A 25,651-nucleotide genomic window follows, 5' to 3' on the forward strand; every position below is an offset into this window, starting at 1 on the left:
TGGGCAGAAAATTCTGATTAATTATTCAACAAAAACAGGAAGCTAAGCTAAGCGTATATAGCAACGCCCGGTAGCGCTATGCGTACCGGGCCTGAACATAATTGCAAGCTATTTTTGCAACCACCAGACGGCCTCAAAAGGACGCAGTGTCATGTCCCCAGGTTGGCTGGCAACCTCGGCATAGTTGTGCATCAGCACCTGCCAGTTTCCGTCGGTCTGGGCTGGCTGCCAGCTCTGAAAGGTACCGCTCAGATTGGCAATGACCAGCAGCCGCTGCCCTTGCCACTCTCGTTGATAGCACCACAGATGCGGGCTGTCCGGTAGCAGATCCTGGTAGTCGCCCCAGGTGATAACCGGCTCCGCTTTGCGCAAGGCGATCAGCTTCTGATAGGTGTAGAACACCGAGTCGGTATCGTTCAGTGCTGCCGCCACGTTGATGTCTGCTGCGTTGTCACACAGATTGATCCACGGCTCGCCGTAGGTGAAGCCCGCGTGTTTGCTGCTATCCCATTGCATCGGCGTGCGGCTGTTATCGCGTGATTTACTGGCGAGGATCGCCAGCAGTTCTTGCGCATCGCGTCCCTGGCCGTTCAACTCGGCAAACATGTTATGGCTTTCCACATCGCGATAATCGGTAATCTGGCGGAAGTGCGGGTTGGTCATGCCAATCTCTTCACCCTGGTAGATGTAGGGGGTGCCCTGCATGCCATGCAGCACCATCGCCAGCATTTTGGCCGACGGAACGCGGTATTTACCTTCATCGCCAAAACGCGACACGATGCGCGGCTGATCGTGGTTACACCAGAACAGCGCGTTCCATGCCTGATTGTGCATGCCCTGCTGCCAGTGGCGGAACAGGGTTTTTAGCGCCACATAATCGGGTTTTGCTAACGTCCACTTCTCACCGTTGGGGTAATCCACTTTCAGGTGGTGGAAGTTAAAGGTCATCGACAGTTCACTACCATCTTGTGCGGCGTACTGCTGGCAATGTTCAAGCGTAGTGGAAGACATTTCACCGACCGTCATCAGGTTGCGTGGGGTAAAAACATCGCGGTTCATCTCACGCAAAAATTCATGCGCGCGCGGGCCGTCGGTATAAAAACGCCGTCCATCGCCGTCGGGATCGTTCGGGAAGTCCTGATCTTTAGAGATAAGATTCACCACGTCGAGGCGCAATCCGTCCACGCCGCGATCGGCCCAGAACTCGCACACTTTCTTTAGCTCGGCGCGTACCGCCGGGTTTTCCCAGTTCAGGTCGGCTTGCTCCGGAGCAAAGAGGTGCAGATAGTACTGCTCGCTTTCGGCGTGCCAGCCCCAGGCGTTGCCGCCAAACTTGGAGCGCCAGTTATTTGGCGGGCAGTCTGGCGTGCCATCGCGCCAGAAATAAAACTGACGATACGGGCTGTCTTTATCCAGCGCTTCACGAAACCAGGCGTGCTGGGTTGAGGTGTGGTTAAACACCATGTCGAGAATAATACGGATGCCGCGCGCTTTCGCCTGCGCCACCAGTTCATCAAAGTCTTCCAGCGTGCCGTAGGCCGGATCGACAGACGTGTAGTCTGCGACGTCGTAACCGTTATCAACCTGCGGCGAAATATAGAACGGCGTCAGCCAGATGGCATCAACGCCCAGCTTTTGCAGATAGTCGAGGCGCTGCGTCACGCCGCGTAAATCTCCGGTGCCGCTGCCGGTGGTGTCCTGAAAACTCTTGGGGTAAACCTGATAGATAACGCCGTTTTGCCACCAGTGGGGAATAGTCATGGTTGTTTCCTGGAAATACGCTGGGGCGCAATTGCGCCCCGAAGAAAAGTTAGACAATCTGTAATGTGCCCAGACGGTGTTTACGCTGGTAAACGAATGAGGTCAGTATCATTGGGATGACAATCGCAATGACCATCGCCATACCAAAGACCTGCCAGTAAGTCGGCTGGATGGAGAGGATGCCCGGCAAACCGCCGACGCCAATCCCGTTCGCCAGCACACCGTTCAGGCCGCACAGCAGTCCGGCGAGACCGGAACCGATCATCGCGCACAGCATTGGGAAGCGGTATTTCAGGTTGATCCCGTACATCGCTGGTTCAGTTACCCCGAGATAGGCGGAGATCGCGGCTGGAACGGAGATTTCACGTTCGTTGTGTTTGCGGCTGGAGATAATGATCCCGACCACCGCAGAGGCCTGAGCGATATTCGACAGTGCGATCAGTGGCCATACCGGCGTACCGCCCATGCTCTGAATCATCTGCATGTCGATAGCCAGCGTGGTCTGATGCACACCGGTGATCACCAGCGGGGCATACAGGAAGCCGAACAGCGCCGCGCCAATCGGAGCAAAACTGCCGGTCAGCAGATGACGGACCGCAAACGCGACACCGTCGCCAATCATGCGGCCAAATGGACCGATAAAGGCATGCGCAAGGAATACCGCAAGGATCAGCGAGCACACCGGGACGATCACCAGATACAGGTAATCCGGGACGATGCGCTTCATGCGTGTTTCAATAAACCCGAGCGCCAGCCCGGCCAACAGTGCCGGAATGACCTGCGCCTGGTAGCCCACTTTTTCAATGCTGAACAGGCCGAAGTTCCACACGTCCGACACCTGCTGACCGAGCAAATAGGCGTTCATCAGTTGCGGAGAAACCAGGGTCACGCCCAGCACAATACCGAGGATCGGCGTACCGCCCATTTTCTTGACCGCCGACCAACAAATCCCGACCGGCAAATAGAAGAAGATCGCTTCGCCAATCAGCCACAGGAAGTCATAGAGGGTTTTCAGCGAAGGATGCATCTGCGCCAGCGTCTGCCCGTTACTCATGGGCAGATCGCCGATCACGTTACGGAAACCTAAGATCAGGCCGCCGCTTATCAGCGCTGGCAGCAGCGGGAAGAAGATCTCCGCGAAGTGAGAAATCAGCTGCTCGTGCCACTTCATGTTCTGCCGCGCCGCTTTCTTTGCCTGCTCTTTGTCGGCACTGGCTTGTCCGGTGGTCGCCAACAGCGCTTTGTAGTAATCGCCCACCTCGGTGCCAATTACCACCTGAAACTGCCCGGCGTTGGTGAAGCAGCCTTTGACCATTGGCAACAATTCGATCTCTTTCGGTCTGGCGTTTGCAGGCTGATTCAGCACAAAACGCAGGCGAGTAATGCAGTGACTCACCGTAGCGATATTGTCGCGCCCGCCAACCAGCTCAATCAGCCGGTCGATGTCTGCTTGTTTTATTTTGCTCATGATGGTGTGTGTTCCCCGTAGACCGGAAAAGACGCTGTTGCGTCGTCATTCGGCAACTCTCTCGTTGTTGGCGCCAGAGTATATCTTCGATGAATATTTAAAAATGGGAACGTTCCCGAAACGCAGCGAAGATCACAAATTAATGCTCAGAAAGCGATCAGGAGAGGGCGGAAGGAATAACGATTTGTCGTGGTTCGCTGCGGCCGTTGATCTGTTCGATCAGCTGCGAGGCCGCTTGTCGCCCGGCTTCGGCGTATCCTGGATCGACGGTGATAATTTCCGGATGGAGGAATTTCATCAGCGGCGTGCTGCCCACGCTCGCCAGCTGCAGGTTCTCAATCCGCTGCTCCTGCAGGTATTTGCTGACACCAAGGGCAAGGGTATCCGTCGCACAGACTAAAGCGGTGGTTTCCGGGGTGATGACGTTGGCGGCCTGCTCATAGCCCTGCTTCATGGCCAGACCCGGCAGCGCGGCCACAGGATGTAGTTTGTGTTTTTTACAGAATGCCAGGTAGGCCTCATGGCGGCGTTTACCAGTGGTCACATCGCTATGCGGAACACCAAGAAAGCTAATATGGCGATGCTCTCGTTCGTATAAACGCTGCATCAGGGTACGAATGGCACCCTCATCGTCATAGCAGACGGAGGCAAAGCCTTTTGCATCTCTTGCCAGCAGCACCAGAGAATCTTGCCAGGAGGCGAGCATGGCTTCAGTAATGCCGGTAAAACCAAACAGCACCACGCCATCAATGTTGCGGCGTCTGAGCATGCCGAGATGTTCTTCAACCAGCTCGGGCGAGAACTGGCTTTCCATCATGATCGGATCGTAGCCCTGTTCATAAAAGGCGGGCAGCATGGTCTGCACGGCGAGATTTTCCGAAAGCGAGTCCAGACGCGTGACGATAATCGCCACCACCTTGTCGCTTTGTCCGCGCATGGCGCGTGCGGAGCGGGAAGGGGAAAAACCGTGCTGATTCATCACCGCCTCAACGCGTTCGCGGGTGCGTTCACTCACGCCGCTTTCATTGTTGAGCACACGGGAAACGGTTGATTTTCCCACACCGCTTAAGCGGGCGATGTCTTTAATGGTCAGCCGATTTTGCATCCTGTTTTCCCGTGTTGCGTGTGAAGTTATGCCAAATAGAGAATAACTTTACTCAAGCGCGGCGCAATGGGCAAAGTCTGGTATACGTTTGGTTTAGTTTCCATGGTTTATCATACCGCCATAATTGCCACAAACCTTATGGTTTTCTGCGTATAATCCGCGGCGCAAATCATTCACTTACCGGAGGCTATATGGATCCCGATCCCACCCCTCTCCCGAGATGGAGAAACAACCCTTTCCGGTAAGCCTGTCTTTCACTGTCTTACCGGAACAGTAAGACAGTGACGTTCTGACGTCCCTGTTGTGATTTTAATATTGCCACCAGGCAAGGCTTTGCCACGCCTGAAGGATTTACTGCGCCTGTTTATACTGGTGCAGAGGGACTGCCTATGTTCAAAAATATGACCCGCCAGCTGTTTGCCCGGCTAAGCCGCCATTTACCACATCGTCTGGTGCATCGCGATCCGTTGCCGAATGCTCAGACCGTTGCCAGCACACCGATCCCGCCATCGCTGAGCGAACATTGCCTGAAAATGGCGCTGATGGACGAAGACGCGCTGTGGAAAACGTTCGGCGCTCATCCGGAAGGCTTAAACGCCGCAGAAGTCGAGAACGCCCGCGAAATACATGGCGAGAACCAGTTGCCGGCGCAGAAGCCGTCACCCTGGTGGGTGCATCTGTGGGTCTGCTATCGCAACCCGTTTAATATACTGCTGACCATTCTCGGGGCGATTTCCTATGCCACCGAAGATCTGTTTGCCGCTGGCGTCATCGCCCTGATGGTCGTCATCTCTACGCTGCTGAATTTTGTGCAAGAGGCGCGTTCCACCAAAGCGGCTGATGCGCTGAAAGCGATGGTCAGCAACACCGCCACGGTGCTGCGCGTCATCAACGAGAAAGGGGAGAACGGCTGGGTTGAACTGCCGATCGACCAGTTGGTTCCCGGCGATGTCATCAAGCTGGCGGCAGGGGATATGATCCCGGCCGATCTGCGCGTGGTGCAGGCTCGTGACCTGTTCGTCGCCCAGGCTTCGCTGACCGGTGAATCGCTGCCGGTGGAGAAAGTGGCAACCAGCCGCGATCCGCAGCAAAGCAACCCGCTGGAATGCGATACCCTGTGCTTTATGGGTACCAACGTGGTGAGCGGCACGGCGCAGGCCATCGTGATTTCAACCGGCGCCAATACCTGGTTCGGGCAACTGGCGGGTCGCGTCAGCGAGCAGGAAAGCGAGCAGAATGCCTTCCAGAAAGGGATCAGCCGCGTCAGCATGCTGCTGATCCGCTTTATGCTGGTGATGGCGCCCATCGTGCTTATTATCAACGGTTACACCAAAGGTGACTGGTGGGAAGCGGCGCTGTTTGCCCTGTCTGTGGCGGTGGGACTGACTCCAGAAATGCTGCCGATGATCGTCACCTCAACGCTGGCGCGTGGGGCGGTGAAGCTGTCAAAACAAAAGGTTATCGTTAAACATCTCGACGCTATCCAGAACTTTGGCGCGATGGATATCCTGTGCACCGATAAAACCGGCACCCTGACTCAGGATAAAATTGTACTTGAGAATCATACGGATATCTCAGGAAAGCCCAGCGAACACGTCCTGCATTCTGCGTGGCTGAACAGCCATTATCAGACCGGGCTGAAGAATCTGCTGGATACGGCGGTGCTGGAAGGTGTGGACGAAGAATCAGCCCGCCAGCTCTCGACTCGCTGGCAGAAAATCGATGAGATCCCGTTTGATTTCGAACGTCGCCGCATGTCGGTAGTGGTGGCAGAAGAAACCGATGTGCACCAGTTGGTCTGTAAAGGGGCGCTACAGGAGATCCTCAGCGTATGTACCCAGGTGCGTCACAACGGTGAGATTGTCCCGTTAGATGACAACATGCTGCGTCGGGTGAAACGCGTTACGGACACGCTGAACCGCCAGGGGCTGCGTGTGGTGGCGGTGGCGACGAAATACCTGCCAGCGCGTGAGGGTGATTACCAGCGTATTGATGAATCAGATCTGATCCTCGAAGGCTATATTGCGTTCCTCGATCCGCCGAAAGAGACCACTGCGCCGGCGCTCAAAGCGCTAAAAGCCAGCGGTATTACGGTGAAAATTCTCACTGGCGATAGCGAGCTGGTGGCGGCGAAAGTGTGTCATGAAGTGGGGCTGGATGCGGGCGATGTGGTTATCGGCAGCAGCATTGAGGGGTTAAGTGACGATGAGCTGGCCCGACTTGCCCAGCGTACCACGCTGTTTGCTCGTCTGACGCCGATGCATAAAGAGCGCATTGTCACGCTGCTCAAGCGCGAAGGCCATGTGGTCGGCTTTATGGGCGATGGTATAAACGATGCCCCGGCGCTGCGCGCGGCGGACATTGGTATCTCCGTTGACGGCGCGGTTGATATTGCACGTGAAGCGGCGGATATCATCCTGCTGGAAAAGAGCCTGATGGTGCTGGAAGAAGGGGTGATTGAAGGACGCCGTACCTTCTCTAACATGCTGAAGTACATCAAAATGACGGCCAGTTCAAACTTCGGTAACGTGTTTAGCGTACTGGTGGCGAGCGCCTTCTTACCGTTCCTGCCGATGTTACCGCTGCACTTACTGATTCAGAACCTGCTGTACGATGTATCCCAGGTGGCGATTCCGTTTGATAACGTCGACGAAGAGCAGATCAAAAAGCCGCAGCGCTGGAATCCCAGCGAATTGGGCCGCTTTATGATCTTCTTTGGACCGATCAGCTCGATCTTTGACATTCTGACCTTTTGCCTGATGTGGTTCGTCTTCCATGCCAATACGCCTGAACATCAGACGTTGTTCCAGTCTGGCTGGTTCGTGGTGGGCCTGCTGTCGCAAACGTTGATTGTGCATATGATTCGTACCCGTCGCGTGCCGTTCATCCAGAGCCGCGCCGCGTGGCCGCTGATGCTGATGACGCTGGTGGTGATGGTCGTCGGCATTGCATTACCCTTCTCGCCGCTGGCCAGCTATCTGCAATTGCAGGCATTACCGCTGAGCTACTTCCCGTGGCTGATTGCGATTCTGGCGGGTTACATGACATTGACTCAATTAGTGAAAGGTTTTTATAGCCGTCGCTACGGCTGGCAGTAAACATAAAACGCCTCAGCAGGATGGTGTTAATACCATCCTGCATTCCTCATTTTCATTCGAAGATATTACCTCACAACATTAGTGTTTTATTTTTATTGAAATGCTAACGGGTGTTATTAGTATCAAATCGCCTTCCTTGCGTTGTTTTTTTATCAATAAAACGATCTGCATTGCAAAAATGAAACAGTGTGCTAAAAATTTTAAGCGTCTGCGATTTTTTGTGAACGCAGTCATCGAAATAAATTGTTACACCAGTTAGTCTGCGCAGGTAACGTCGTTAAGAAAGTTTCTCGCTGCCCGTTTTTAATTCCGGCAGTCATTTGCTCTGCAAGCTATTCCTGTTAATGGATATTATGAACTTCTGGAGAAGGACAAATGAAACTGACAAAAAACCTGTTAAGTCTGTGTATTGGCGCGTCTGTATTACTGATGAGTCATGCAACGCTGGCACAAACTTTTCGCGCCGCAGATGTGCATCCGGCTGATTACCCGAACGTTGTTGCAGTGAAACATATGGGGGAAAAACTTAGCGCCGCGACCGACGGGCGTCTGGAGATTAAAACATTTCCTGGTGGCGTGTTAGGCGATGAAAAACAGATGATTGAACAGGCGCAATTAGGCGCTATCGATATTATTCGTGTCTCAATGACGCCTGTTGCCGCCATTCTCCCTGAAATTAACGTGTTTACCCTGCCATATATTTTCCGCGATGAGGACCATCTGCATAAGGTTCTCGACGGCATGATCGGGCAGGAAATTGGCGACCGTCTGACGGCTAATACCAAATCGCGGCTGGTGTTTCTCGGCTGGATGGATGCCGGCACGCGTAACCTGATCACCAAAAATCCGGTGGTGAAACCGGAAGATTTACACGGTATGAAAATCCGCGTTCAAGGAAGTCCGATAGCGCTGGATACCCTGAAAGCGATGGGCGCTAACTCCGTTGTCATGGGCGTCAGTGAAGTATTTAGCGGCATGCAGACCGGCGTTATTGATGGCACGGAAAATAACCCGCCAACGTTTGTTGCGCATAACTATTTGCCGGTCGTGAAAAACTATACCTGGAGCAAACACTTTATTATTCCTGAGCTTTTTCTGTTTTCGAAAGCTAAATGGGATAAGTTGAAAAAAGAAGATCAGGATCTCATTATTAAACTCGCCAAGGAAGCACAGATAGAGCAACGAAAACTTTGGCAGGATTATAATGCGAAATCACTGGAGACCATGAAAGCCAACGGCGTTCAGTTCCACGATATTGATACGGATTATTTCTATAAAGCCACGCAGTCAGTGCGGGATAATTATGGTAAAGACCACCAGGATTTGATCAAACGTATTCAGGATGTGAAGTAATTCATCAGGTGGAGGATATCAACCCTCCGCCTGAATCTTTTGATTAATTCGAGGTGATAATTATGGGTGAATGCTATTCATCGGTAATGGATTTTCTTTATCGGGTGTCAATGTGGATTGCCGGTATCGCATTATTGGTCATGGTCGCCATTATCCCCATTGGCATATTCGCGCGTTATGTTCTGAATAACGCCCTGTCATGGCCTGAACCCGTCGCTATTCTCTGTATGGTGACATTCACCTTTATTGGCGCGGCGGTGAGCTATCGTGCAGGCTCGCATATCGCGGTGAGCATGGTGATTGACCGTCTGGGGGATACTTCCCGCCGTTATTGCTCGGTAATCGCTGACGTTATGTTGGTGGCGATAAGTCTGTTCATTCTGTGGTACGGAACCAATCTCTGTCTTGAACTGTGGGACCAGCCCGTGGCGGAATTCCCGCTTTTAAGCGCCGGGCAAAACTATCTTCCATTGCCGATAGGCTCTGCCATAACGCTGCTGTTTATCGCTGAAAAGATTTTCCGTGGTCCGCAGTACCAACGTCCCGTTGTCATGCTGGGATCGACCAGCTAGTTACCGCCCCCATTTCAGAAAGGAAAGCAGATGGATGCATTTATTCTCGTCTTTACGCTCGGCATTATGCTGGCGATTGGGGTACCGGTAGCGTACGCGGTTGGCATTAGCGCCATCATTGGGGCCTGGTATATTGATATTCCGCTGGAAGCGGTAATGATCCAACTGACCAGCGGGGTGAACAAGTTCTCTCTGTTAGCGATCCCATTCTTTATTCTGGCCGGGGCTATTATGGCCGAAGGGGGAATTGCGCGGCGACTGGTGAACTTTGCCTATATTTTTGTTGGTTTTATCCGCGGCGGACTGTCGCTGGTAAACATTGTGGCATCAACCTTTTTTGGCGCTATTTCCGGATCGTCCGTGGCGGATACCGCGTCCATCGGTTCGGTAATGATCCCGGAGATGGATAAAAAAGGTTATCCGCGTGACTTTGCCGCAGCGGTAACGGCTAGTGGTTCGGTACAGGCGATTCTTACGCCGCCCAGCCATAACTCGGTTATTTACTCGCTGGCGACCGGCGGCACGGTGTCGATTGCCGCGCTGTTCATCGCCGGGATCCTGCCGGGGCTGCTGTTAAGCCTCAGCCTGATGGTGATGTGCGTGGCGTTCGCACACAAGCGCGGTTATCCAAAAGGAGAACGTGTACCGTTTCGCCAGGCGCTGAAGATTTTCGTTGATACGCTGTGGGGCCTGATGACCGTTGTGATCATCATGGGCGGTATCCTGTCAGGTATCTTTACCGCAACGGAGTCTGCGGCAATTGCCTGCCTGTGGGCCTTCTTTGTCACCATGTTTATCTATCGTGACTATAAATGGTCTGAGCTGCCGAAGCTGATGTTCCGCACGGTGAAAACGGTCACTATCGTCATGATCCTGATAGGCTTTGCCGCCGCGTTCGGTGCTGTCATGACTTATATGCAGTTGCCGATGCGTATCACTGAAGCCTTCACCAGCATCTCGGACAACAAATACGTCATCCTGATGTGTATTAACATCATGCTGCTGCTGATCGGTACGCTGATGGATATGGCACCGCTGATCCTCATTCTGACGCCGGTTCTGCTGCCGGTGACCAACGCGCTCGGCATTGATCCGGTTCATTTTGGCATGATCATGCTGGTGAACTTAGGGATCGGCCTGATTACGCCGCCGGTAGGGTCGGTGCTGTTTGTGGCCAGTGCGGTGAGTAAACAGAAAATAGAGCAGGTGGTGAAGGCGATGCTGCCGTTCTACCTCGTGCTATTCCTGGTGCTGTTATTAGTGACGTACATTCCGGCGATTTCGCTGTTCCTGCCGAAACTGTTTGGTGTGATGTGATAAATGCCCGGTGGCGCTTGCGCTTACCGGGCCTGCAAACTATGCTTCGCCAGGCCGATAATCTTTCAGACCATGCGCACAATTATATACCCAACGGCAAAGACAAAAAGAGCAATGTAGGCCCAACTGAAATGATAAAACGCATTTCTCGCTCCACGTCCGGAGCGGGCGAGAAAGATATTTTCTTCTTGGATGTGTTTTGCAGATATCTTGCGAAATTGACGGATGTAGCCAACGCAGTACGCGAGGAAAAAGAACATCACACATGCGGAGAGGGATTTAGAGAACATAATGGCGAGTAATGTGGCCGAAATGAAAAAGAACAAGAATACGATTGCGCCCGTCGATTCTAATTGTTTTAACTCACGGCGGATGCCTTCGGCGTGCTGCTCCTGCCAGCGACGGAGCGTGCTGACGCTAAATTCGTATTTTTCACATAATACCTTATTGGATACGCCGTTTTTAGACTGCTGAAGAAAATCGGCGATTTGTTCTGCGGTAAAACGAGCTTTTGTCATTACCGGCCCTCCATGGCGCGGTCAACCTTGAGATAATCCAGAACGTCGCCTGGATTATCTTTGCGCTAGAAATCAGCGACGAACGGCGATCGCTTCAATCTCGATTTTCACGTCTTTCGGCAGACGGGCAACTTCCACGCAAGAACGCGCCGGGAAGGTCGCGTTGTGTTCGGTGAAGAACGCTTCGTAGGTCGCGTTTACAGTTGCGAAATCGTTCAGGTCTTTTACGAAGACGGTCGTTTTTACGATATCGCCCACTTTCAGGCCTGCTGCTTCAACGATAGCTTTTACGTTTTCCAGCGACTGACGTGCCTGAGCGGACACGTCTTCCGCTACGGCACCGGTTTTCGGATCGACCGGGATCTGACCGGAAGTGATTACCATGCTACCCAGATCAACGCCCTGAACGTATGGGCCGATTGCTGCTGGTGCATTTTCCGTCGCGATAGTCTTGCTCATGATTTCTCCTGAATTACAGCGGTAGTAGAATGTTCCCGCTCATTATAGGGAGCCGGGATCTCATAACCAACCCCAATTAGTTGGCCAGCACCACATAATGCGAAAACTCTTTTTCACAGTATTTGCATTTGAGTGCGATGTCATCAGCACGCTTTTTCACTGCAAAACTGGAGGAAACCGGCTCAGCATGGCTGATACAGTTGCTGTTCGGGCAAACCAGTACATTGTCGATACGCTCAGGCAGGCTCGGACGAGATTTACCCACCACGTCGTAATCGTCAATGCGGTTTACCGTTGCCTGCGGGGCGTACAGGGAGAGCTGGTTTACCTGCTCATCGGTCAGGAACGTGTTTTCAATTTTAATCAGGTCCTTACGGCCCATCTCGCCTGACGGCAGGTTCAGACCGATGGTGATACGCTGGTCGGTTTCCGTCAGTTTGAACAGCGTCAGCAGCTTAAAACCAACCTGTGCGGGAATATGGTCAATCACGGTGCCACGTTTGATGGCTTCAACCTGCAGTTTGTTATCGTGTGTCATCTCTTTTTCTCCCTTACAGTGCCAGTTCGCTATTCAGTACCAGTGCCAGTAACGCCTGGCGGGCGAAGATGCCGTTGCCAGCCTGCTGGAAATACCAGGCGTGCGGCGTCTTGTCGACGTCGGTGGTGATCTCATCGATACGCGGCAGCGGATGCAGTACCTTCATGTTTGCTCTGGCGCCGTTCAGATCGCTGGCGCGCAGAACAAACTGCGCTTTCACGTTGGCGTATTCGGACGGGTCCAGACGCTCTTTTTGTACGCGGGTCATGTAGAGGATATCGACCTCCGCCATCACCTCTTCAATAGTGCCGTGCAGGCTCCAGGCGATACCTTTTTCATTCAACATATCCAGAATGTATTGCGGCATGGCCAACGCGTCCGGGGCGATGAAGTAGAAACGGTTACCTTCGAACTTCGCCAGCGCCTGGGTCAGGGAATGGACGGTGCGGCCATATTTCAGGTCACCCACCATGGCGATGTGCAGATTGTCCAGGCGACCCTGAGTTTCCTGAATGGTGAACAGATCCAGCAGCGTTTGGGTGGGATGTTGGTTGGAGCCGTCGCCTGCGTTCAGTACCGGAATGTTACCGGAGAACTCCGTAGCCAGACGCGCGGCGCCTTCCTGCGGATGGCGCATTACGATGGCGTCGACATAGGTGCTGATGACGGAAATAGTGTCGGCCAGTGTTTCACCTTTTTTGCCCAGAGAGGTATTGCTGCTGTCAGAGAAACCCACCACGCTGGCGCCCAGGCGGTGCATGGAGGTTTCAAAGGATAAACGGGTGCGGGTTGAGGCTTCAAAGAAGCAGCTGGCGATAACCTTATGCTTTAACAGCTCCGGCTGTGGGTTAGCTTTTAATTTCGCCGCTGTTGCGAGGACCAGATTGAGGTCATCGCGGCTGAGGTCGTTTATGGAAATGATGTGTTTTTGATAGAGCGGGTTAGCCATGTTTATCTCCTGACGCCTGGGCAAAAAAAAAGCCCCTCAATTGAGGGGCTCGGAATGGGTGATCAACGGAAAGAAAAACGGCAGGCCAGCGTCCTTTTTCAGACGCGGTAAGACAAAATGTCGTACACACTGAACCATACATCCTCCCGGCAAATTGTCCGCGATTATACTCAGCTCCGTTATGGGATCAAGCGAAAAATGCACAAATTATTCATCGCAAACGATTCTCATGAATATTCATTCACCCTGAATGCCAAACAGCAACAATGAGATAAACATGCGTTGACGCAAAATATTGGCAAATAGCAGTAGTATGGCAGACCGTTTTTTCGTATAACAACTAAAATGAAACGATGTTTTAATTAAGGGGTTTGAGATGATTGTCGGCAATATTCACAACCTGGATGCCTGGCTGCCGGAAGAGCTGCGTCAGGCGATTGAACACATTAAAGCGCATGTGACGGATGCGACGGAAAAAGGTAAGCACGACATCGACGGCGATCGTCTGTTTTATCTGATTGCTGAAGATATGACGGAGCCGTTTGCACAGCGCCGTGCCGAGTATCACGCGCGCTATCTGGATATTCAGATCCTGCTCAAAGGTCAGGAAGGCATGACCTTCAGCACGCAGCCTGCGGGCGCGCCGGAAACTGACTGGCTGGCGGATAAAGATATCGCCTTCCTACCGGAAGGGGTACAGGAAAAAACGGTGGTGCTGAACGAAGGTGATTTCGTGGTGTTCTATCCGGGCGAAGTGCATAAACCGCTGTGCGCGGTCGGTGCACCAGCGCTGGTACGCAAAGCCGTGGTGAAAATGCGGGTGGCATAAGCGTATTTGCCGGGGGCGGCTTCGCCTTACCCGGCCTACGGGAGCGCGGTTGTAGGCCGGATAAGATGCTTAGCATCGCCATCCGGCATTCTTTTCATCCATGCTCTTACTTCGCCAGCGTCGCCACCATCACCGCTTTGATGGTGTGCATCCGGTTTTCTGCCTGATCAAATACGATACTGGCGGGGGATTCAAAGACTTCATCGGTCACTTCCATTCCACCGTGCAGACCATATTCCTGTGCCATTTGTTTGCCAAGCGTGGTTTGATCGTCATGAAACGCGGGCAGGCAGTGCAGGAATTTCACCTGCGGATTGCCGGTCAACGCCATCATCGCGCTATTAACCTGGTACTTACGCAGCAGCGCAATACGTTCGGCCCACTTCTCTTTTGCTTCGCCCATTGATACCCAGACGTCGGTATAGATGAAGTCTGCGTCTTTCACGCCTGTGGCGACATCTTCGGTCAGCGTAATATTGCCGCCGTTTTTCTGTGCCAGCGCTTTGCACTCCGCAACCAGACTTTCCTCCGGCCAGCAGGCCTGCGGTGCAACCAGACGCAGATCCAGCCCGGTTAACGCGGCGGCTTCCAGCATGGAATTGCCCATATTGTTGCGGGCATCACCGGTGTAGACCAGCGTCATTTCATTAAACGTTTTACCTGGCAGGTGTTCCTGCATAGTTAACAGATCCGCCAGGAGCTGGGTGGGATGAAACTCGTTGGTTAATCCGTTCCACACCGGAACTCCGGCATATTCCGCCAGCGTCTCGACAATCTCCTGACCGTGGCCCCGATACTGAATACCGTCGTACATGCGGCCGAGCACGCGGGCCGTGTCTTTGATCGACTCTTTATGGCCAATCTGGCTGCCGCTTGGCCCGAGGTATGTCACGCGCGCGCCCTGATCGTATGCGGCAACTTCGAAAGAGCAACGGGTACGGGTTGAGTCTTTTTCGAAGATGAGCGCGATGTTTTTACCGGTGAGCTTTGCGACTTCAGTGCCGTTTTTCTTTTCCGCCTTCAGCTGTGCGGCGAGCTGAAGCAGTGACATGAGTTCAGCAGAGGTGAAATCAAGCAGTTTCAAAAAATGTTTCTGATAAAACGCAGACATGGTTCCCTCACATGGCTTAGGCCATTTATTGAATTAAAATTCAATTTATATGTATGTTTATTCATTTGCAACCTTGTTTAACAAATCTTTCCTGGAAAGGTGGAGGCAATGACAGCGGTATGTGACAATAAGAGTATCGGCAGGACATTATGAGGAACGAGCCATGGCAAACCCGGAACTACTGGAAGAACAGCGTGAAGAAACACGCTTGATTATTGAAGAGTTACTCGAAGATGGCAGCGATCCAGACGCGCTGTACACCATCGAGCATCACCTTTCCGCGGATGACTTCGAAACCCTGGAAAAAGCGGCAGTAGAAGCCTTCAAGCTGGGTTATGAAGTGACCGAGCCGGAAGAGCTGGAAGTGGAAGAAGGCGACACGGTTATTTGCTGTGACATTCTGAGCGAATGTGCACTGAATGCGGAGTTGATCGATGCTCAGGTTGAGCAACTGATGAACCTGGCTGAAAAATACGATGTGGAATACGACGGTTGGGGCACCTATTTTGAAGACCCGAACGGCGAAGAAGGTGAAGAAGGCGACGATGAAGACCTCGTCGACGAAGATGATGACGGCGTGCGTCACTAAGTCATCAACTGACCTGCGGTAGCCCAGGCTGCCGCAGGCCAAGGACAACGTATGGATTACCTGCAAATACTCTCCCCGATCCACAACTTCCTGCACTGTAAAACACCCCAGGCCTGGCTTGATAAAGCGCGGGACCCGGCAAATCTGCCTCTGTTATTGACCGATCACCTCGTCTGTGAGCTGAAAGCGGCGCAAACGGCGATGCTGCTGGTGCGTAAGTATGTCGCGGATAAACAGGGATCGCAGGCGCTGCTGGACTGGCTGAAACCCTATGAAGCGTTTGCTTTCAGAGAAGGGGATGAGCCGGATTTTATCGCGCTGAATAAACAGATAAGCAAAAGCGTGATGCCGCAAACCGACGACCCGTGGGGACGCAAGCTTATCGACAGCATGGTTTTGCTGATCAAAGAAGAGCTGCATCATTTCTGGCAGGTGCGTGAGGCGATGATGAGCCGCAATATTCCCTATATCAAGATTACCGCCAGCCGTTACGCCAAAGGCATGCTCAAAGAGGTACGCACCCACGAGCCGCTGACGCTAATCGATAAACTGATTTGCGGGGCTTACATTGAGGCGCGTTCCTGCGAACGGTTCGCCGCGCTGGCACCGTATCTGGATGACGATTTGCAGGCGTTTTATCTGTCGCTGCTGCGATCCGAGGCCCGACACTATCAGGATTACCTGGCGCTGGCCCAGCAGGTTTCAACCGATGATATCAGTAGTCGGGTGCAGTTTTTTGGCGAAGTAGAAGCCGCGTTGATCACCTCTCGTGACGATGAATTCCGCTTCCACAGCGGTGTGCCAGCTTAGTTCCTTTGTTTGACGCGCGGTGTCCATCGCCGCGCGGATTAATCCTTCCTGTTTCTGTTAGCAAAATCTGGTGGCTGGAAATCGCTCGCTGCTGCCGTAATAATCAAAACACACGAAGGGGAAATATATCCCCGTAACAGAGATGATTTGGCATAAGGATGGTTAATGAACTGGGCACACGTTTTGTTGGCAGGTTATATCGGGGCGGTGATTGCTATCGTCGTCGGCATGTTTCGCAAAAAAGGCTGGCTGGGCAAGATCTCCGGCGCGGTGGTTTTTGTGGTGGCGATTATCGCGTGGAATCTGTTTGATGTGCACTACCTGATCCCACGCGAAAGCCCGGATTATGGTCTGACCGAAGAGCAGCAATTTGAAAAGGCGATGCTCTCCAATCCGGCGTTTCAGGTGATTAAGGAGCAGGAACCTGAGCTGACACAAAAAATTATCAGCCAGGCAGCGCAGATGAAGAAAGCAGGGAGTAGCGAACAGCAGGTTATCGACGCGATACAGCCGCAAATTCTTCAGTTGCAAATGGCAAGATTGCAGCAGGCGCCAGATGCCAATGTCATTGAATATATGAAAATTAACCTTGAGCAGATCGCTGCTGTGGCCAAAATCGGTGATGACGAATGCTTCCGCTTTCTGTTTCCGGCAGTGAAAGGGGGGATTAACCCGGCACGTCTGGTTCCGCATGAGATCATGAACCGTCGTATGGCGAGTGATATGAGTATGATGCGTGCTGCCTATGGTCCGAACAAACATACGGTCACGGCAGAAGAGAAACAGCTGGCGTTGCAGGATCTGCAAGCAATAAGCCCTGGGTTAGTACAGCGCTATGGGCCGGATATTCAGATCATGGCCGATCCGACTAAAGCGATCGGCAAAGAGAAGATTGCCTGTGAGATAGTGCAGGATCTCTGGTCACAGGTACTGAAGCTGCCAACCGCCCGCGCGGCTGGCGTTATTCGACTGATGCTCTCAGCCGAGATGCAGTAACGCGGCTAAAGCCTCTCGGCGTAAGGTCAGAGGGGCTTTAACATCCGCACTTCACAATCCACGTGCCCGGTACAGCCCAGCGCTTCGCTGATATGCTCAAAGCCTAAATGCTCATACAGGCGGATTGCCTCTGTCAGAAACGCTGTGGTCTCCAGATAGCACTGTTTAAAACCCTGCTCGCGGGCATGTTCGAGCGCCATCAGCGCCAGTTTTTTCGCCAGCCCCTGACCGCGCGCGCTCGACAGGAAGTACATCTTTTGCAGCTCGCAAATGTCCGGTTCACTACATCCTAATGGTGCAACACCGCCGCCGCCCACGACTTCACCATTTTGCTCAACCACCCAGTAGGCCGCGCCCGGCTGGCTGTAAACCTGGAACAGTTCGTCCAGATTAGGGTCGGCAACGGTATACCCCTTATCGGCGGTAAGCCCGTATTCAGCGGAAACTTTGCGGATCACGCGGGCAATGGCGGCGTTATCATCGGCAGAAATTCGGCGCAGCGTTGCCGCGACGGAGGTAATGGCACTCATAGCGAACTCATGACATAAAAGTGAGACATATGCAGTTAATACCACTGCGGCGAGGGGAAGCGCAAGCGAGGATAATTCAATAAAAAGCCTCTGAGCATATGCGTCAGAGGCTTTATCGTCTGTGGTGTCGGATGCGCTACGCTTATCCGACCTACGATGACGGTGCCCGTTTGCCGGATAAGCGCAGCGCTATCCGGCATAGGCAATTACAGCGCGGCGATGACCGCCTGCTGTTCAATCAGCTTCGCTTTGGCTTCTGCGTAACCATCCAGCTTCTCACGCTCTTTGGCGATGACTGCTTCCGGTGCGCGGGCAACGAAACCTTCGTTGGAAAGTTTGCCTTCGATACGGGCAATCTCACCTTCGATTTTCGCCACTTCTTTCGCTAGACGCGCCAGCTCATCTTCTTTGTTGATGAGGCCTGCCATCGGGATCAGCAGCTCGGCGCCGTCGATGATTTTGGTCACGGAGACCGGACCTTTGTCATCGGCTGGCAGCACGGTAATGCTTTCCAGACGTGCCAGGTTCAGCAGGAAGCTGCGATTGTCGTTCACACGACGCATCGCATCAGCGCTGCAACCACGCAGCAGCAGCTCCAGCGGTTTGCCCGGGGCGATGTTCATTTCCGCACGGATGTTACGTACGGCAACGATCGCCTGCTTCAGCCATTCGGTATCAGCCAGCGCCGCTTCATCAACCTGCGCTGCGTTATATTCCGGGAACGGCTGCAGCATGATGGTATCTGCAGTGTTGCCACAAATCACTTTAACGCGCTGCCAGATGGTCTCGGTGATGAACGGAATGATTGGGTGCGCCAGGCGCAGCAGACCTTCCAGCACGGTAACCAGCGTATTGCGAGTGCCGCGCAGTTCAGATTCGGAACCACCGTTCATGACCGGCTTGGTCAGCTCCAGATACCAGTCGCAGAACTGGTTCCAGGTGAACTCGTACAGAATGCCCGCGGCGATATCGAAGCGGAAGTTATCCAGCGCTTCGCGGTACGCTTTGATGGTCTGGTTGAATTCAGCGAGGATCCAGCGGTCTGCCAGAGACAGGGTCATTTCGCCGCCGTTGAAGCCGCAATCCTGATCTTCGGTGTTCATCAGCACGAAGCGGCTGGCGTTCCACAGCTTGTTACAGAAGTTACGGTAACCTTCCAGACGCTTCATGTCCCAGTTGATATCGCGACCGGTAGAGGCCAGCGCTGCCAGGGTGAAACGCAGGGCGTCGGTGCCGTGCGGCTCGATGCCGTCCGGGAACTGCTTCTCGGTACGCTTGGCAATTTTCTCAGCCAGCTGCGGCTGCATCATGTTGCCGGTACGTTTCTCCAGCAGTTCTGCCAGAGAGATACCATCGACCATATCCAGCGGGTCAATCACGTTACCCTTGGATTTGGACATCTTCTGGCCTTCGTCGTCACGAATCAGACCGGTCATGTAGACGGTCTTGAACGGAACCTGCGGCTTGCCGTTTTCATCTTTGATGAAGTGCATGGTCATCATGATCATGCGGGCAATCCAGAAGAAGATAATGTCGAAGCCGGAAACCATCACGCTGGTTGGGTGGAACTGACGCAGCGCGTCGGTATTTTCCGGCCAGCCCAGCGTAGAGAAGGTCCACAGTGCAGAAGAGAACCAGGTATCGAGAACGTCTTCGTCCTGGCGCAGCGCAACGTCGGCGCCGAGGTTGTTTTCCTGACGCACTTCGTCTTCGGTGCGGCCAACGTAGACATTGCCGTCGTTGTCATACCATGCCGGGATACGGTGGCCCCACCACAGCTGGCGGGAGATACACCAGTCCTGAATATCGCGCATCCAGGAGAAGTACATGTTTTCGTACTGCTTCGGTACGAACTGAATGTCGCCGTTCTCAACCGCTTCAACCGCTGGTTTTGCCAGCACGTCGGCACGGACGTACCACTGGTCGGTCAGCATCGGTTCGATAACCACGCCGCCACGGTCCCCGTAAGGTACGGTCAGGTCGTGCGGTTTAATTTCTTCCAGCAGGCCCAGCGCATCAACGGCGGCAACCACCGCTTTACGCGCAGCAAAACGTTCCAGCTTCTGGAATTCAGCCGGGATTTCATTGGAGTAAACGTCGGACTCTTCGCCTTTGGTGTCGTACACTTCCGCGGTTTCGCGGATGTCGCCGTCAAAGGTCAGAATGTTGATCATCGGCAGGCCGTGACGTTTCCCGACTTCGTAGTCGTTAAAGTCGTGCGCCGGGGTGATCTTCACGCAGCCGGTGCCTTTTTCCATGTCGGCGTGTTCATCACCGACGATCGGAATGCGGCGGTTAACCAGCGGCAGAACAACGAATTTGCCAATCAGATCTTTATAGCGCGGATCTTCCGGGTTCACAGCCACGCCGGTATCACCCAGTACGGTTTCCGGACGGGTGGTGGCGACGACCAGGTAATCTTTACCGTCTGCGGTTTTCGCGCCGTCAGCCAGCGGATAGCGGATGTGCCACATGGAGCCTTTAGACTCGCGGTTTTCCACTTCCAGATCAGAAATAGCGGTGCGCAGTTTCGGGTCCCAGTTGACCAGACGCTTGCCACGGTAGATCAGATCTTCTTTGTACAGGCGAACAAAGACTTCTTTCACGGCATTGGAAAGACCTTCGTCCATAGTGAAGCGCTCGCGCTCCCAGTCAACGGAGTTGCCGAGACGGCGCATCTGACGGGTAATGGTGCCGCCGGATTCCGCTTTCCACTGCCAAATTTTGTCGATAAACGCTTCGCGACCGTAGTCGTGACGGGTTTTACCTTCTTCAGCGGCAATCTTACGCTCAACCACCATCTGGGTAGCGATACCCGCGTGGTCGGTACCGGCCTGCCACAGGGTGTTTTTACCCTGCATGCGCTGGTAGCGAATCATGGTATCCATGATGGTTTGCTGGAAAGCATGACCCATATGCAAACTGCCGGTGACGTTCGGCGGCGGGATCATGATGCAGAAGGACTCTTTGCTTTCATCGCCGTTAGGTTTGAAATAGCCCTGCTTTTCCCAGTGCTCGTAAAGCGGCTGTTCGATATCTTGTGGGTTGTATGTCTTTTCCATTATTTCCAGGTTGCCGTATTCAGGTTAAAACCAGCCACGCGGTAAGCTTTGTAGCGATCGCGTGCCGATTGTTTCAAAGAATCTTCGTAAGGAACGAAGTCTATCACTTCTGTGAAAGCGGTGGCAAAATCTGCAAAGCCAACGCGCAAACTGATGAGCAGGTCGCGCGGGCTGCTATTGCGTTTCTCCGGCCAGGCAATCTCTACCGGCGCGCCACCTCTGGGGCCTTCTCCCGCCAGATTATGCGGAACAAAACTTTCTGCCGGTCTCGCCCACAGAGCTTCATCCAGTCGAAGAGCCTGCTTTTCGTTTTCACAGGCGATCAGCACGCGCTTGCCAGCACGCCAACGTTCTGCGGCAATTTCACACACCAGTTGTTCAACGGCGCTTAAGCCATCGACGGTGTTGTCATTGTCCAGAATATAGAACGTTGCGTTTCTCATGATATGGGGCTTCTTGTTGTGGATTTAAATGCAAAGCCGGGTGGCGCTACGCTTACCCGGCCTACGGTTGAGTGACGTTGTAGGCCGGGTAAGGCGAAGCCGCCACCCGGCGTTTTACATCACTCTTCGCCGTTAAAACCGGCACGATTGAGCAGGAACTGCGACAGCAGCGCGACCGGACGACCGGTTGCGCCTTTGGCTTTCCCTGAACGCCATGCTGTACCAGCGATATCCAGGTGCGCCCAGTTGTACTTACGGGTAAAACGTGACAGGAAGCAGCCCGCGGTAATGGCACCGCCAGGACGTCCGCCGATGTTCGCCATATCCGCAAAGTTGGACTCTAACTGCTCCTGGTATTCATCACCCAGCGGCAAACGCCACGCGCGGTCACCAGCCTGCTCGGACGCACCGATCAGCTCATGCGCCAGCGGGTTGTGGTTAGACATCAGGCCGGTGATGTGATGGCCCAGCGCAATCACGCACGCGCCGGTCAGGGTTGCGACGTCAATCACTGCTTCTGGCTCAAAGCGCTCGACGTAGGTTAACACGTCGCACAGCACCAGACGGCCTTCGGCATCCGTATTGAGCACTTCAACGGTCTGTCCAGACATCGTGGTCAGCACGTCGCCTGGGCGATACGCACGGCCACCCGGCATGTTTTCACAGCCCGCCAGCACGCCGACAACGTTGATGGGGAGCTGAAGCTCGGCCACCATGCGCATCACGCCGTATACCGCTGCTGCGCCGCACATGTCGTACTTCATCTCATCCATGCCTTCGGCTGGTTTGATGGAGATACCGCCGGAGTCAAAGGTTAATCCTTTACCGACCAGCACAATCGGACGCGCGTCTTCGGACGGATTGCCTTTGTACTCGATGACCGACATCAGCGACTCGTTCTGCGAGCCGTGACCGACGGCCAGATAAGAGTGCATGCCCAGCTCTTTCATTTGCTGCTCGCCGATCACTCGGGTCACAACATTTTTGCTGTAGCTGTCTGCCAGCTGGCGCGCCTGAGAGGCCAGGTAGGCGGCGTTACAGATGTTCGGCGGCATGTTGCCAAGATCTTTTGCCGCTTTAATGCCGGCGGCGATCGCCAGACCGTGTTGGATCGCACGCTCACCGCTGGTCAGTTCGCGGCGGGTCGGCACGTTAAAGACCATTTTACGCAGCGGGCGACGTGGCTCGCTTTTGTTGGTCTTCAGTTGATCAAAGCTGTACAGCGTTTCCTGTGCCGTCTCAACGGCCTGACGCACTTTCCAGTAGTTATTGCGCCCTTTGACGTGCAGCTCAGTCAGAAAGCAGACGGCTTCCATTGAGCCTGTATCATTCAGGGTATTGATGGTTTTCTGAATGACCTGCTTGTACTGGCGCTCATCAAGTTCGCGCTCTTTGCCACAACCAATAAGGAGAATTCGCTCAGACAGAACGTTAGGAACATGGTGCAGCAACAGGGTTTGACCCGGTTTGCCTTCCAGTTCGCCGCGACGCAGCAGTGCGCTGATGTACCCGTCGCTGATCTTGTCGAGCTGCTCTGCAATCGGAGAGAGGCGGCGTGGTTCAAAGACACCCACGACGATGCACGCACTCCGCTGTTTCTCCGGGCTACCGCTTTTTACACTGAACTCCATGCACTACGCTCCTGAATCTTAAAGACAACGGCGGTGGCTACGGATAGAATTGCAAGCTTTCGTAACTCATACCCGCTGTTGCGGTGACTTCGTGTTAATCTTAACGTTATTACGGCATTGGCACGTCAGAACAATTTCTGAGAGGTGGATCCGTTGAGTATAATGATCTTAGCGACGATTTCGACGACTCAAGAGAATAAATGACGTTTAAGCCATGAAACAAGCTAAATTCCGGCAAAAGACGGGTTTTTACGGGCGTATTTAAAGTGATAATCATAAGATATCTGGTTCGGGAAACGCTCAAAAGCCAACTTGCGATCCTATTCATCCTGCTTTTGATCTTCTTTTGTCAAAAGTTGGTCAGGATCCTTGGTGCGGCGGTTGACGGTGATATCCCGGCAAATCTGGTGCTCTCGCTGCTGGGGCTGGGCGTGCCAGAAATGGCGCAACTTATCTTGCCCTTAAGCCTGTTCCTCGGGCTGTTGATGACGCTGGGCAAACTGTATACCGAAAGCGAAATTACGGTCATGCACGCCTGCGGGCTGAGCAAGGCAGTGCTCGTGAAAGCGGCGATGGTGCTGGCGCTGTTTACCAGTATTATTGCGGCGGTCAACGTGATGTGGGCCGGGCCGTGGTCCTCCAGACATCAGGACGAAGTTCTGGCGGAGGCGAAAGCGAACCCCGGTATGGCGGCGCTTGCTCAGGGGCAATTCCAGCAGGCGACCAACGGCAGTTCGGTGCTGTTTATCGAAAGCGTTGACGGCAGCAACTTCAAAGACGTGTTCCTCGCGCAAATCCGCCCGAAAGGCAACGCTCGTCCTTCGGTCGTCGTAGCCGATTCCGGACATCTTACCCAGATGCGTGATGGCTCTCAGGTCGTGACGCTGAACCAGGGGACGCGCTTTGAAGGTACCGCGCTGCTGCGCGATTTCCGCATTACCGACTTCCAGGATTATCAGGCGATTATCGGTCATCAGGCCGTGGCACTGGATCCAAATGATACCGACCAGATGAACATGCGTACGCTGTGGACGACCGACACCGATCGTGCCCGCGCGGAGCTAACCTGGCGTATCACGTTAGTATTCACCGTATTTATGATGGCGCTGATGGTCGTACCGCTGAGCGTGGTGAACCCGCGTCAGGGGCGCGTGCTGTCGATGCTGCCAGCAATGCTGCTCTATTTGCTGTTCTTCCTGGTTCAGACGTCGCTGAAGTCGAACGGCGGTAAAGGTAAGCTGGATCCAGTGTTCTGGATGTGGACGGTTAACCTGGCGTATCTGGCGCTCGCGATTGTGCTTAACCTCTGGGATACGGTGCCGATGCGCCGCTTGCGTGCCCGTTTTATGCGTAAAGGAGCGGTATAATGCAGCCTTTTGGTGTACTTGACCGCTATATCGGTAAAACCATTTTCACCACCATCATGATGACGCTGTTCATGCTGGTGTCGCTCTCCGGGATCATCAAGTTCGTTGACCAGCTGAAAAAAGCCGGGCAGGGGAGCTACGATGCGATGGGCGCCGGGCTGTATACCCTGCTCAGTGCGCCTAAAGATATCCAGATCTTCTTCCCGATGGCGGCACTGCTGGGGGCATTGCTGGGGTTGGGCATGCTGGCCCAGCGCAGTGAACTGGTGGTGATGCAGGCTTCTGGCTTTACCCGTATGCAGGTGGCGTTGTCGGTGATGAAAACCGCGATTCCGCTGGTGCTGCTGACGATGGCTATCGGCGAATGGGTCGCGCCACAAGGCGAACAGATGGCGCGTAACTACCGTGCGCAGCAGATGTACGGCGGCTCGTTGCTCTCTACCCAGCAGGGGTTGTGGGCGAAAGACGGTGACAGCTTTGTCTACATCGAGCGGGTGAAAGGCGACGCAGAGTTAGGCGGGATTAGCATCTACTCGTTTAACGACAAGCGCCGTCTGCAGTCTGTACGCTACGCTGCGAGCGCGACGTTTGACCCGGAACAGAAGGTCTGGCGTTTGTCGCAGGTGGATGAATCCAACCTGACCGATCCGAAGCAAATCACCGGCTCGCAAACGGTGAGCGGCACCTGGAAAACCAACCTGACACCCGACAAGCTCGGCGTTGTGGCGTTGGATCCTGATGCGCTATCGATTAGCGGTCTGCATAACTACGTGAAGTACCTGAAGTCGAGCGGCCAGGATGCCGGACGCTACCAGCTCAATATGTGGAGCAAAGTCTTCCAGCCGCTGTCTGTGGCGGTCATGATGCTGATGGCGCTGTCGTTTATCTTTGGTCCGCTGCGTAGCGTCCCGATGGGCGTGCGCGTGGTGACAGGGATTAGCTTCGGCTTTGTGTTCTATGTGCTGGACCAAATCTTTGGCCCGCTGACGCTGGTGTACGGCATTCCGCCGATTATCGGTGCGCTGCTGCCAAGCGCCAGCTTCTTCCTGATAAGCCTGTGGCTGATGCTACGTAAGTCGTAATCACAGTAATCGTAGGCCTGATGGCATTGTGCTTTTCAGGCCTACTCCGGAGCCGTAGGCCGG

The 25,651-nt window shown here is 53.8% G+C and carries 27 protein-coding genes; 12 read left to right on the forward strand and 15 right to left on the reverse strand.

Annotation, left to right across the window (positions count from 1 at the left end; all coding sequences use genetic code 11):
- Positions 1–108: 108 nt before the first annotated feature.
- The 3 genes from treC to treR form a co-directional block, all read right to left on the reverse strand.
- On the reverse strand, positions 109–1,761 hold the full coding sequence (treC, locus tag OGY68_RS01060) for an alpha,alpha-phosphotrehalase (RefSeq protein ID WP_057066554.1): 1,653 nt from the start codon (positions 1,759–1,761) through the stop codon (positions 109–111).
- A 49-nt stretch (positions 1,762–1,810) separates the two neighbouring features.
- On the reverse strand, positions 1,811–3,229 hold the full coding sequence (treB, locus tag OGY68_RS01065; RefSeq protein ID WP_286616752.1) for a PTS trehalose transporter subunit IIBC: 1,419 nt from the start codon (positions 3,227–3,229) through the stop codon (positions 1,811–1,813).
- Between the two features lie 157 nt (positions 3,230–3,386).
- The gene (gene treR / locus OGY68_RS01070) at positions 3,387–4,334 is read right to left on the reverse strand and encodes a trehalose operon repressor TreR (protein WP_057066553.1); all 948 of its coding nucleotides are present in this window, start codon (positions 4,332–4,334) and stop codon (positions 3,387–3,389) included.
- A gap of 191 nt (positions 4,335–4,525) precedes the next feature.
- Between treR and mgtL the strand changes: the two genes are divergently transcribed.
- The 5 genes from mgtL to OGY68_RS01090 all read left to right on the forward strand — a co-directional run bounded on the left by mgtL (position 4,526) and on the right by OGY68_RS01090 (position 10,674).
- Entirely contained in the window at positions 4,526–4,579 is a 54-nt protein-coding gene (gene mgtL / locus OGY68_RS22885; RefSeq protein ID WP_223240846.1) for a mgtA regulatory leader peptide MgtL, read from the forward strand.
- A 144-nt stretch (positions 4,580–4,723) separates the two neighbouring features.
- Positions 4,724–7,432 (forward strand): magnesium-translocating P-type ATPase, encoded by a 2,709-nt coding sequence (mgtA, locus tag OGY68_RS01075; RefSeq protein WP_032942195.1) that lies wholly within the window; start codon positions 4,724–4,726, stop codon positions 7,430–7,432.
- A gap of 375 nt (positions 7,433–7,807) precedes the next feature.
- Positions 7,808–8,785: a TRAP transporter substrate-binding protein gene (locus OGY68_RS01080; RefSeq protein WP_008786055.1), complete on the forward strand. Its 978-nt coding sequence runs from the start codon at positions 7,808–7,810 to the stop codon at positions 8,783–8,785.
- 62 nt (positions 8,786–8,847) lie between these two features.
- Entirely contained in the window at positions 8,848–9,357 is a 510-nt protein-coding gene (locus OGY68_RS01085; protein ID WP_057066552.1) for a TRAP transporter small permease, read from the forward strand.
- A 30-nt stretch (positions 9,358–9,387) separates the two neighbouring features.
- Positions 9,388–10,674, forward strand: coding sequence for a TRAP transporter large permease (locus OGY68_RS01090; protein WP_057066551.1), 1,287 nt, complete (start codon positions 9,388–9,390; stop codon positions 10,672–10,674).
- Between the two features lie 65 nt (positions 10,675–10,739).
- Here the strand turns inward: OGY68_RS01090 and OGY68_RS01095 are convergent, their stop codons facing one another.
- The 6 genes from OGY68_RS01095 to pyrL all read right to left on the reverse strand — a co-directional run bounded on the left by OGY68_RS01095 (position 10,740) and on the right by pyrL (position 13,276).
- Positions 10,740–11,192 carry a transposase gene (locus OGY68_RS01095; protein ID WP_008786057.1) on the reverse strand — a complete coding sequence of 151 codons (453 nt, stop codon included), beginning with the start codon at positions 11,190–11,192 and terminating at the stop codon, positions 10,740–10,742.
- 72 nt (positions 11,193–11,264) lie between these two features.
- Positions 11,265–11,651 carry a 2-iminobutanoate/2-iminopropanoate deaminase gene (ridA, locus tag OGY68_RS01100; protein ID WP_000047544.1) on the reverse strand — a complete coding sequence of 129 codons (387 nt, stop codon included), beginning with the start codon at positions 11,649–11,651 and terminating at the stop codon, positions 11,265–11,267.
- Positions 11,652–11,727: 76 nt separating this feature from the next.
- Complete coding sequence (pyrI, locus tag OGY68_RS01105) at positions 11,728–12,189, reverse strand: aspartate carbamoyltransferase regulatory subunit (RefSeq protein WP_003025816.1); 462 nt, start codon at positions 12,187–12,189, stop codon at positions 11,728–11,730.
- A 13-nt stretch (positions 12,190–12,202) separates the two neighbouring features.
- On the reverse strand, positions 12,203–13,138 hold the full coding sequence (gene pyrB, locus OGY68_RS01110) for an aspartate carbamoyltransferase (RefSeq protein ID WP_057066550.1): 936 nt from the start codon (positions 13,136–13,138) through the stop codon (positions 12,203–12,205).
- Between the two features lie 2 nt (positions 13,139–13,140).
- Positions 13,141–13,194, reverse strand: a complete 54-nt coding sequence (locus tag OGY68_RS22890; protein WP_106875647.1) for a pyrBI operon leader peptide — start codon at positions 13,192–13,194, stop codon at positions 13,141–13,143.
- Positions 13,175–13,276, reverse strand: coding sequence for a pyr operon leader peptide (gene pyrL, locus OGY68_RS01115; protein ID WP_003025819.1), 102 nt, complete (start codon positions 13,274–13,276; stop codon positions 13,175–13,177). Before pyrL ends, OGY68_RS22890 begins: the two co-directional genes overlap by 20 nt.
- 238 nt (positions 13,277–13,514) lie before the next feature.
- Here pyrL and OGY68_RS01120 point away from each other — a divergent pair, with 238 nt between their 5' ends.
- Positions 13,515–13,967 (forward strand): YhcH/YjgK/YiaL family protein, encoded by a 453-nt coding sequence (locus OGY68_RS01120; RefSeq protein ID WP_008786059.1) that lies wholly within the window; start codon positions 13,515–13,517, stop codon positions 13,965–13,967.
- A gap of 106 nt (positions 13,968–14,073) precedes the next feature.
- Here the strand turns inward: OGY68_RS01120 and argF are convergent, their stop codons facing one another.
- Together argF and argL are read right to left on the reverse strand one after the other, a co-directional pair.
- The gene (argF, locus tag OGY68_RS01125; RefSeq protein WP_057066549.1) at positions 14,074–15,078 is read right to left on the reverse strand and encodes an ornithine carbamoyltransferase; all 1,005 of its coding nucleotides are present in this window, start codon (positions 15,076–15,078) and stop codon (positions 14,074–14,076) included.
- Positions 15,048–15,143: a putative translational regulatory protein ArgL gene (gene argL / locus OGY68_RS22940; protein WP_373371225.1), complete on the reverse strand. Its 96-nt coding sequence runs from the start codon at positions 15,141–15,143 to the stop codon at positions 15,048–15,050. Before argL ends, argF begins: the two co-directional genes overlap by 31 nt.
- A 98-nt stretch (positions 15,144–15,241) precedes the next feature.
- Between argL and rraB the strand changes: the two genes are divergently transcribed.
- The 3 genes from rraB (at position 15,242) to OGY68_RS01140 (ending at position 17,473) form a co-directional block, all read left to right on the forward strand.
- Positions 15,242–15,667, forward strand: a complete 426-nt coding sequence (gene rraB, locus OGY68_RS01130; RefSeq protein WP_057066548.1) for a ribonuclease E inhibitor RraB — start codon at positions 15,242–15,244, stop codon at positions 15,665–15,667.
- Between the two features lie 51 nt (positions 15,668–15,718).
- Positions 15,719–16,477, forward strand: a complete 759-nt coding sequence (miaE, locus tag OGY68_RS01135; protein ID WP_057066547.1) for a tRNA isopentenyl-2-thiomethyl-A-37 hydroxylase MiaE — start codon at positions 15,719–15,721, stop codon at positions 16,475–16,477.
- A 165-nt stretch (positions 16,478–16,642) separates the two neighbouring features.
- Positions 16,643–17,473, forward strand: a complete 831-nt coding sequence (locus OGY68_RS01140; protein ID WP_032942198.1) for a hypothetical protein — start codon at positions 16,643–16,645, stop codon at positions 17,471–17,473.
- Positions 17,474–17,499: 26 nt separating this feature from the next.
- Here OGY68_RS01140 and OGY68_RS01145 read toward each other — a convergent pair whose 3' ends face one another.
- The 4 genes from OGY68_RS01145 to pepA form a co-directional block, all read right to left on the reverse strand.
- Positions 17,500–18,003: a GNAT family N-acetyltransferase gene (locus OGY68_RS01145; protein WP_003025856.1), complete on the reverse strand. Its 504-nt coding sequence runs from the start codon at positions 18,001–18,003 to the stop codon at positions 17,500–17,502.
- A 206-nt stretch (positions 18,004–18,209) separates the two neighbouring features.
- Positions 18,210–21,065: a valine--tRNA ligase gene (locus tag OGY68_RS01150; RefSeq protein ID WP_008786064.1), complete on the reverse strand. Its 2,856-nt coding sequence runs from the start codon at positions 21,063–21,065 to the stop codon at positions 18,210–18,212.
- Complete coding sequence (gene holC / locus OGY68_RS01155; RefSeq protein ID WP_003830256.1) at positions 21,065–21,508, reverse strand: DNA polymerase III subunit chi; 444 nt, start codon at positions 21,506–21,508, stop codon at positions 21,065–21,067. Before holC ends, OGY68_RS01150 begins: the two co-directional genes overlap by 1 nt.
- A 119-nt stretch (positions 21,509–21,627) precedes the next feature.
- A complete protein-coding gene (pepA, locus tag OGY68_RS01160) occupies positions 21,628–23,139 on the reverse strand; it encodes a leucyl aminopeptidase (protein WP_003025870.1) in 1,512 nt (503 codons plus the stop codon).
- 153 nt (positions 23,140–23,292) lie between these two features.
- Between pepA and OGY68_RS01165 the strand changes: the two genes are divergently transcribed.
- The 3 genes from OGY68_RS01165 to lptG all read left to right on the forward strand — a co-directional run bounded on the left by OGY68_RS01165 (position 23,293) and on the right by lptG (position 25,588).
- Positions 23,293–23,343 (forward strand): hypothetical protein, encoded by a 51-nt coding sequence (locus tag OGY68_RS01165; protein WP_212723231.1) that lies wholly within the window; start codon positions 23,293–23,295, stop codon positions 23,341–23,343.
- A 62-nt stretch (positions 23,344–23,405) separates the two neighbouring features.
- Positions 23,406–24,506 carry an LPS export ABC transporter permease LptF gene (gene lptF, locus OGY68_RS01170; protein WP_032942200.1) on the forward strand — a complete coding sequence of 367 codons (1,101 nt, stop codon included), beginning with the start codon at positions 23,406–23,408 and terminating at the stop codon, positions 24,504–24,506.
- The gene (gene lptG, locus OGY68_RS01175) at positions 24,506–25,588 is read left to right on the forward strand and encodes an LPS export ABC transporter permease LptG (protein ID WP_008786067.1); all 1,083 of its coding nucleotides are present in this window, start codon (positions 24,506–24,508) and stop codon (positions 25,586–25,588) included. Before lptF ends, lptG begins: the two co-directional genes overlap by 1 nt.
- The last annotated feature ends 63 nt before the right edge of the window (positions 25,589–25,651 follow it).

Source organism: Citrobacter sp. Cpo065, from assembly GCF_030332805.1.
Taxonomy (GTDB): Bacteria; Pseudomonadota; Gammaproteobacteria; order Enterobacterales; family Enterobacteriaceae; genus Citrobacter; species Citrobacter portucalensis.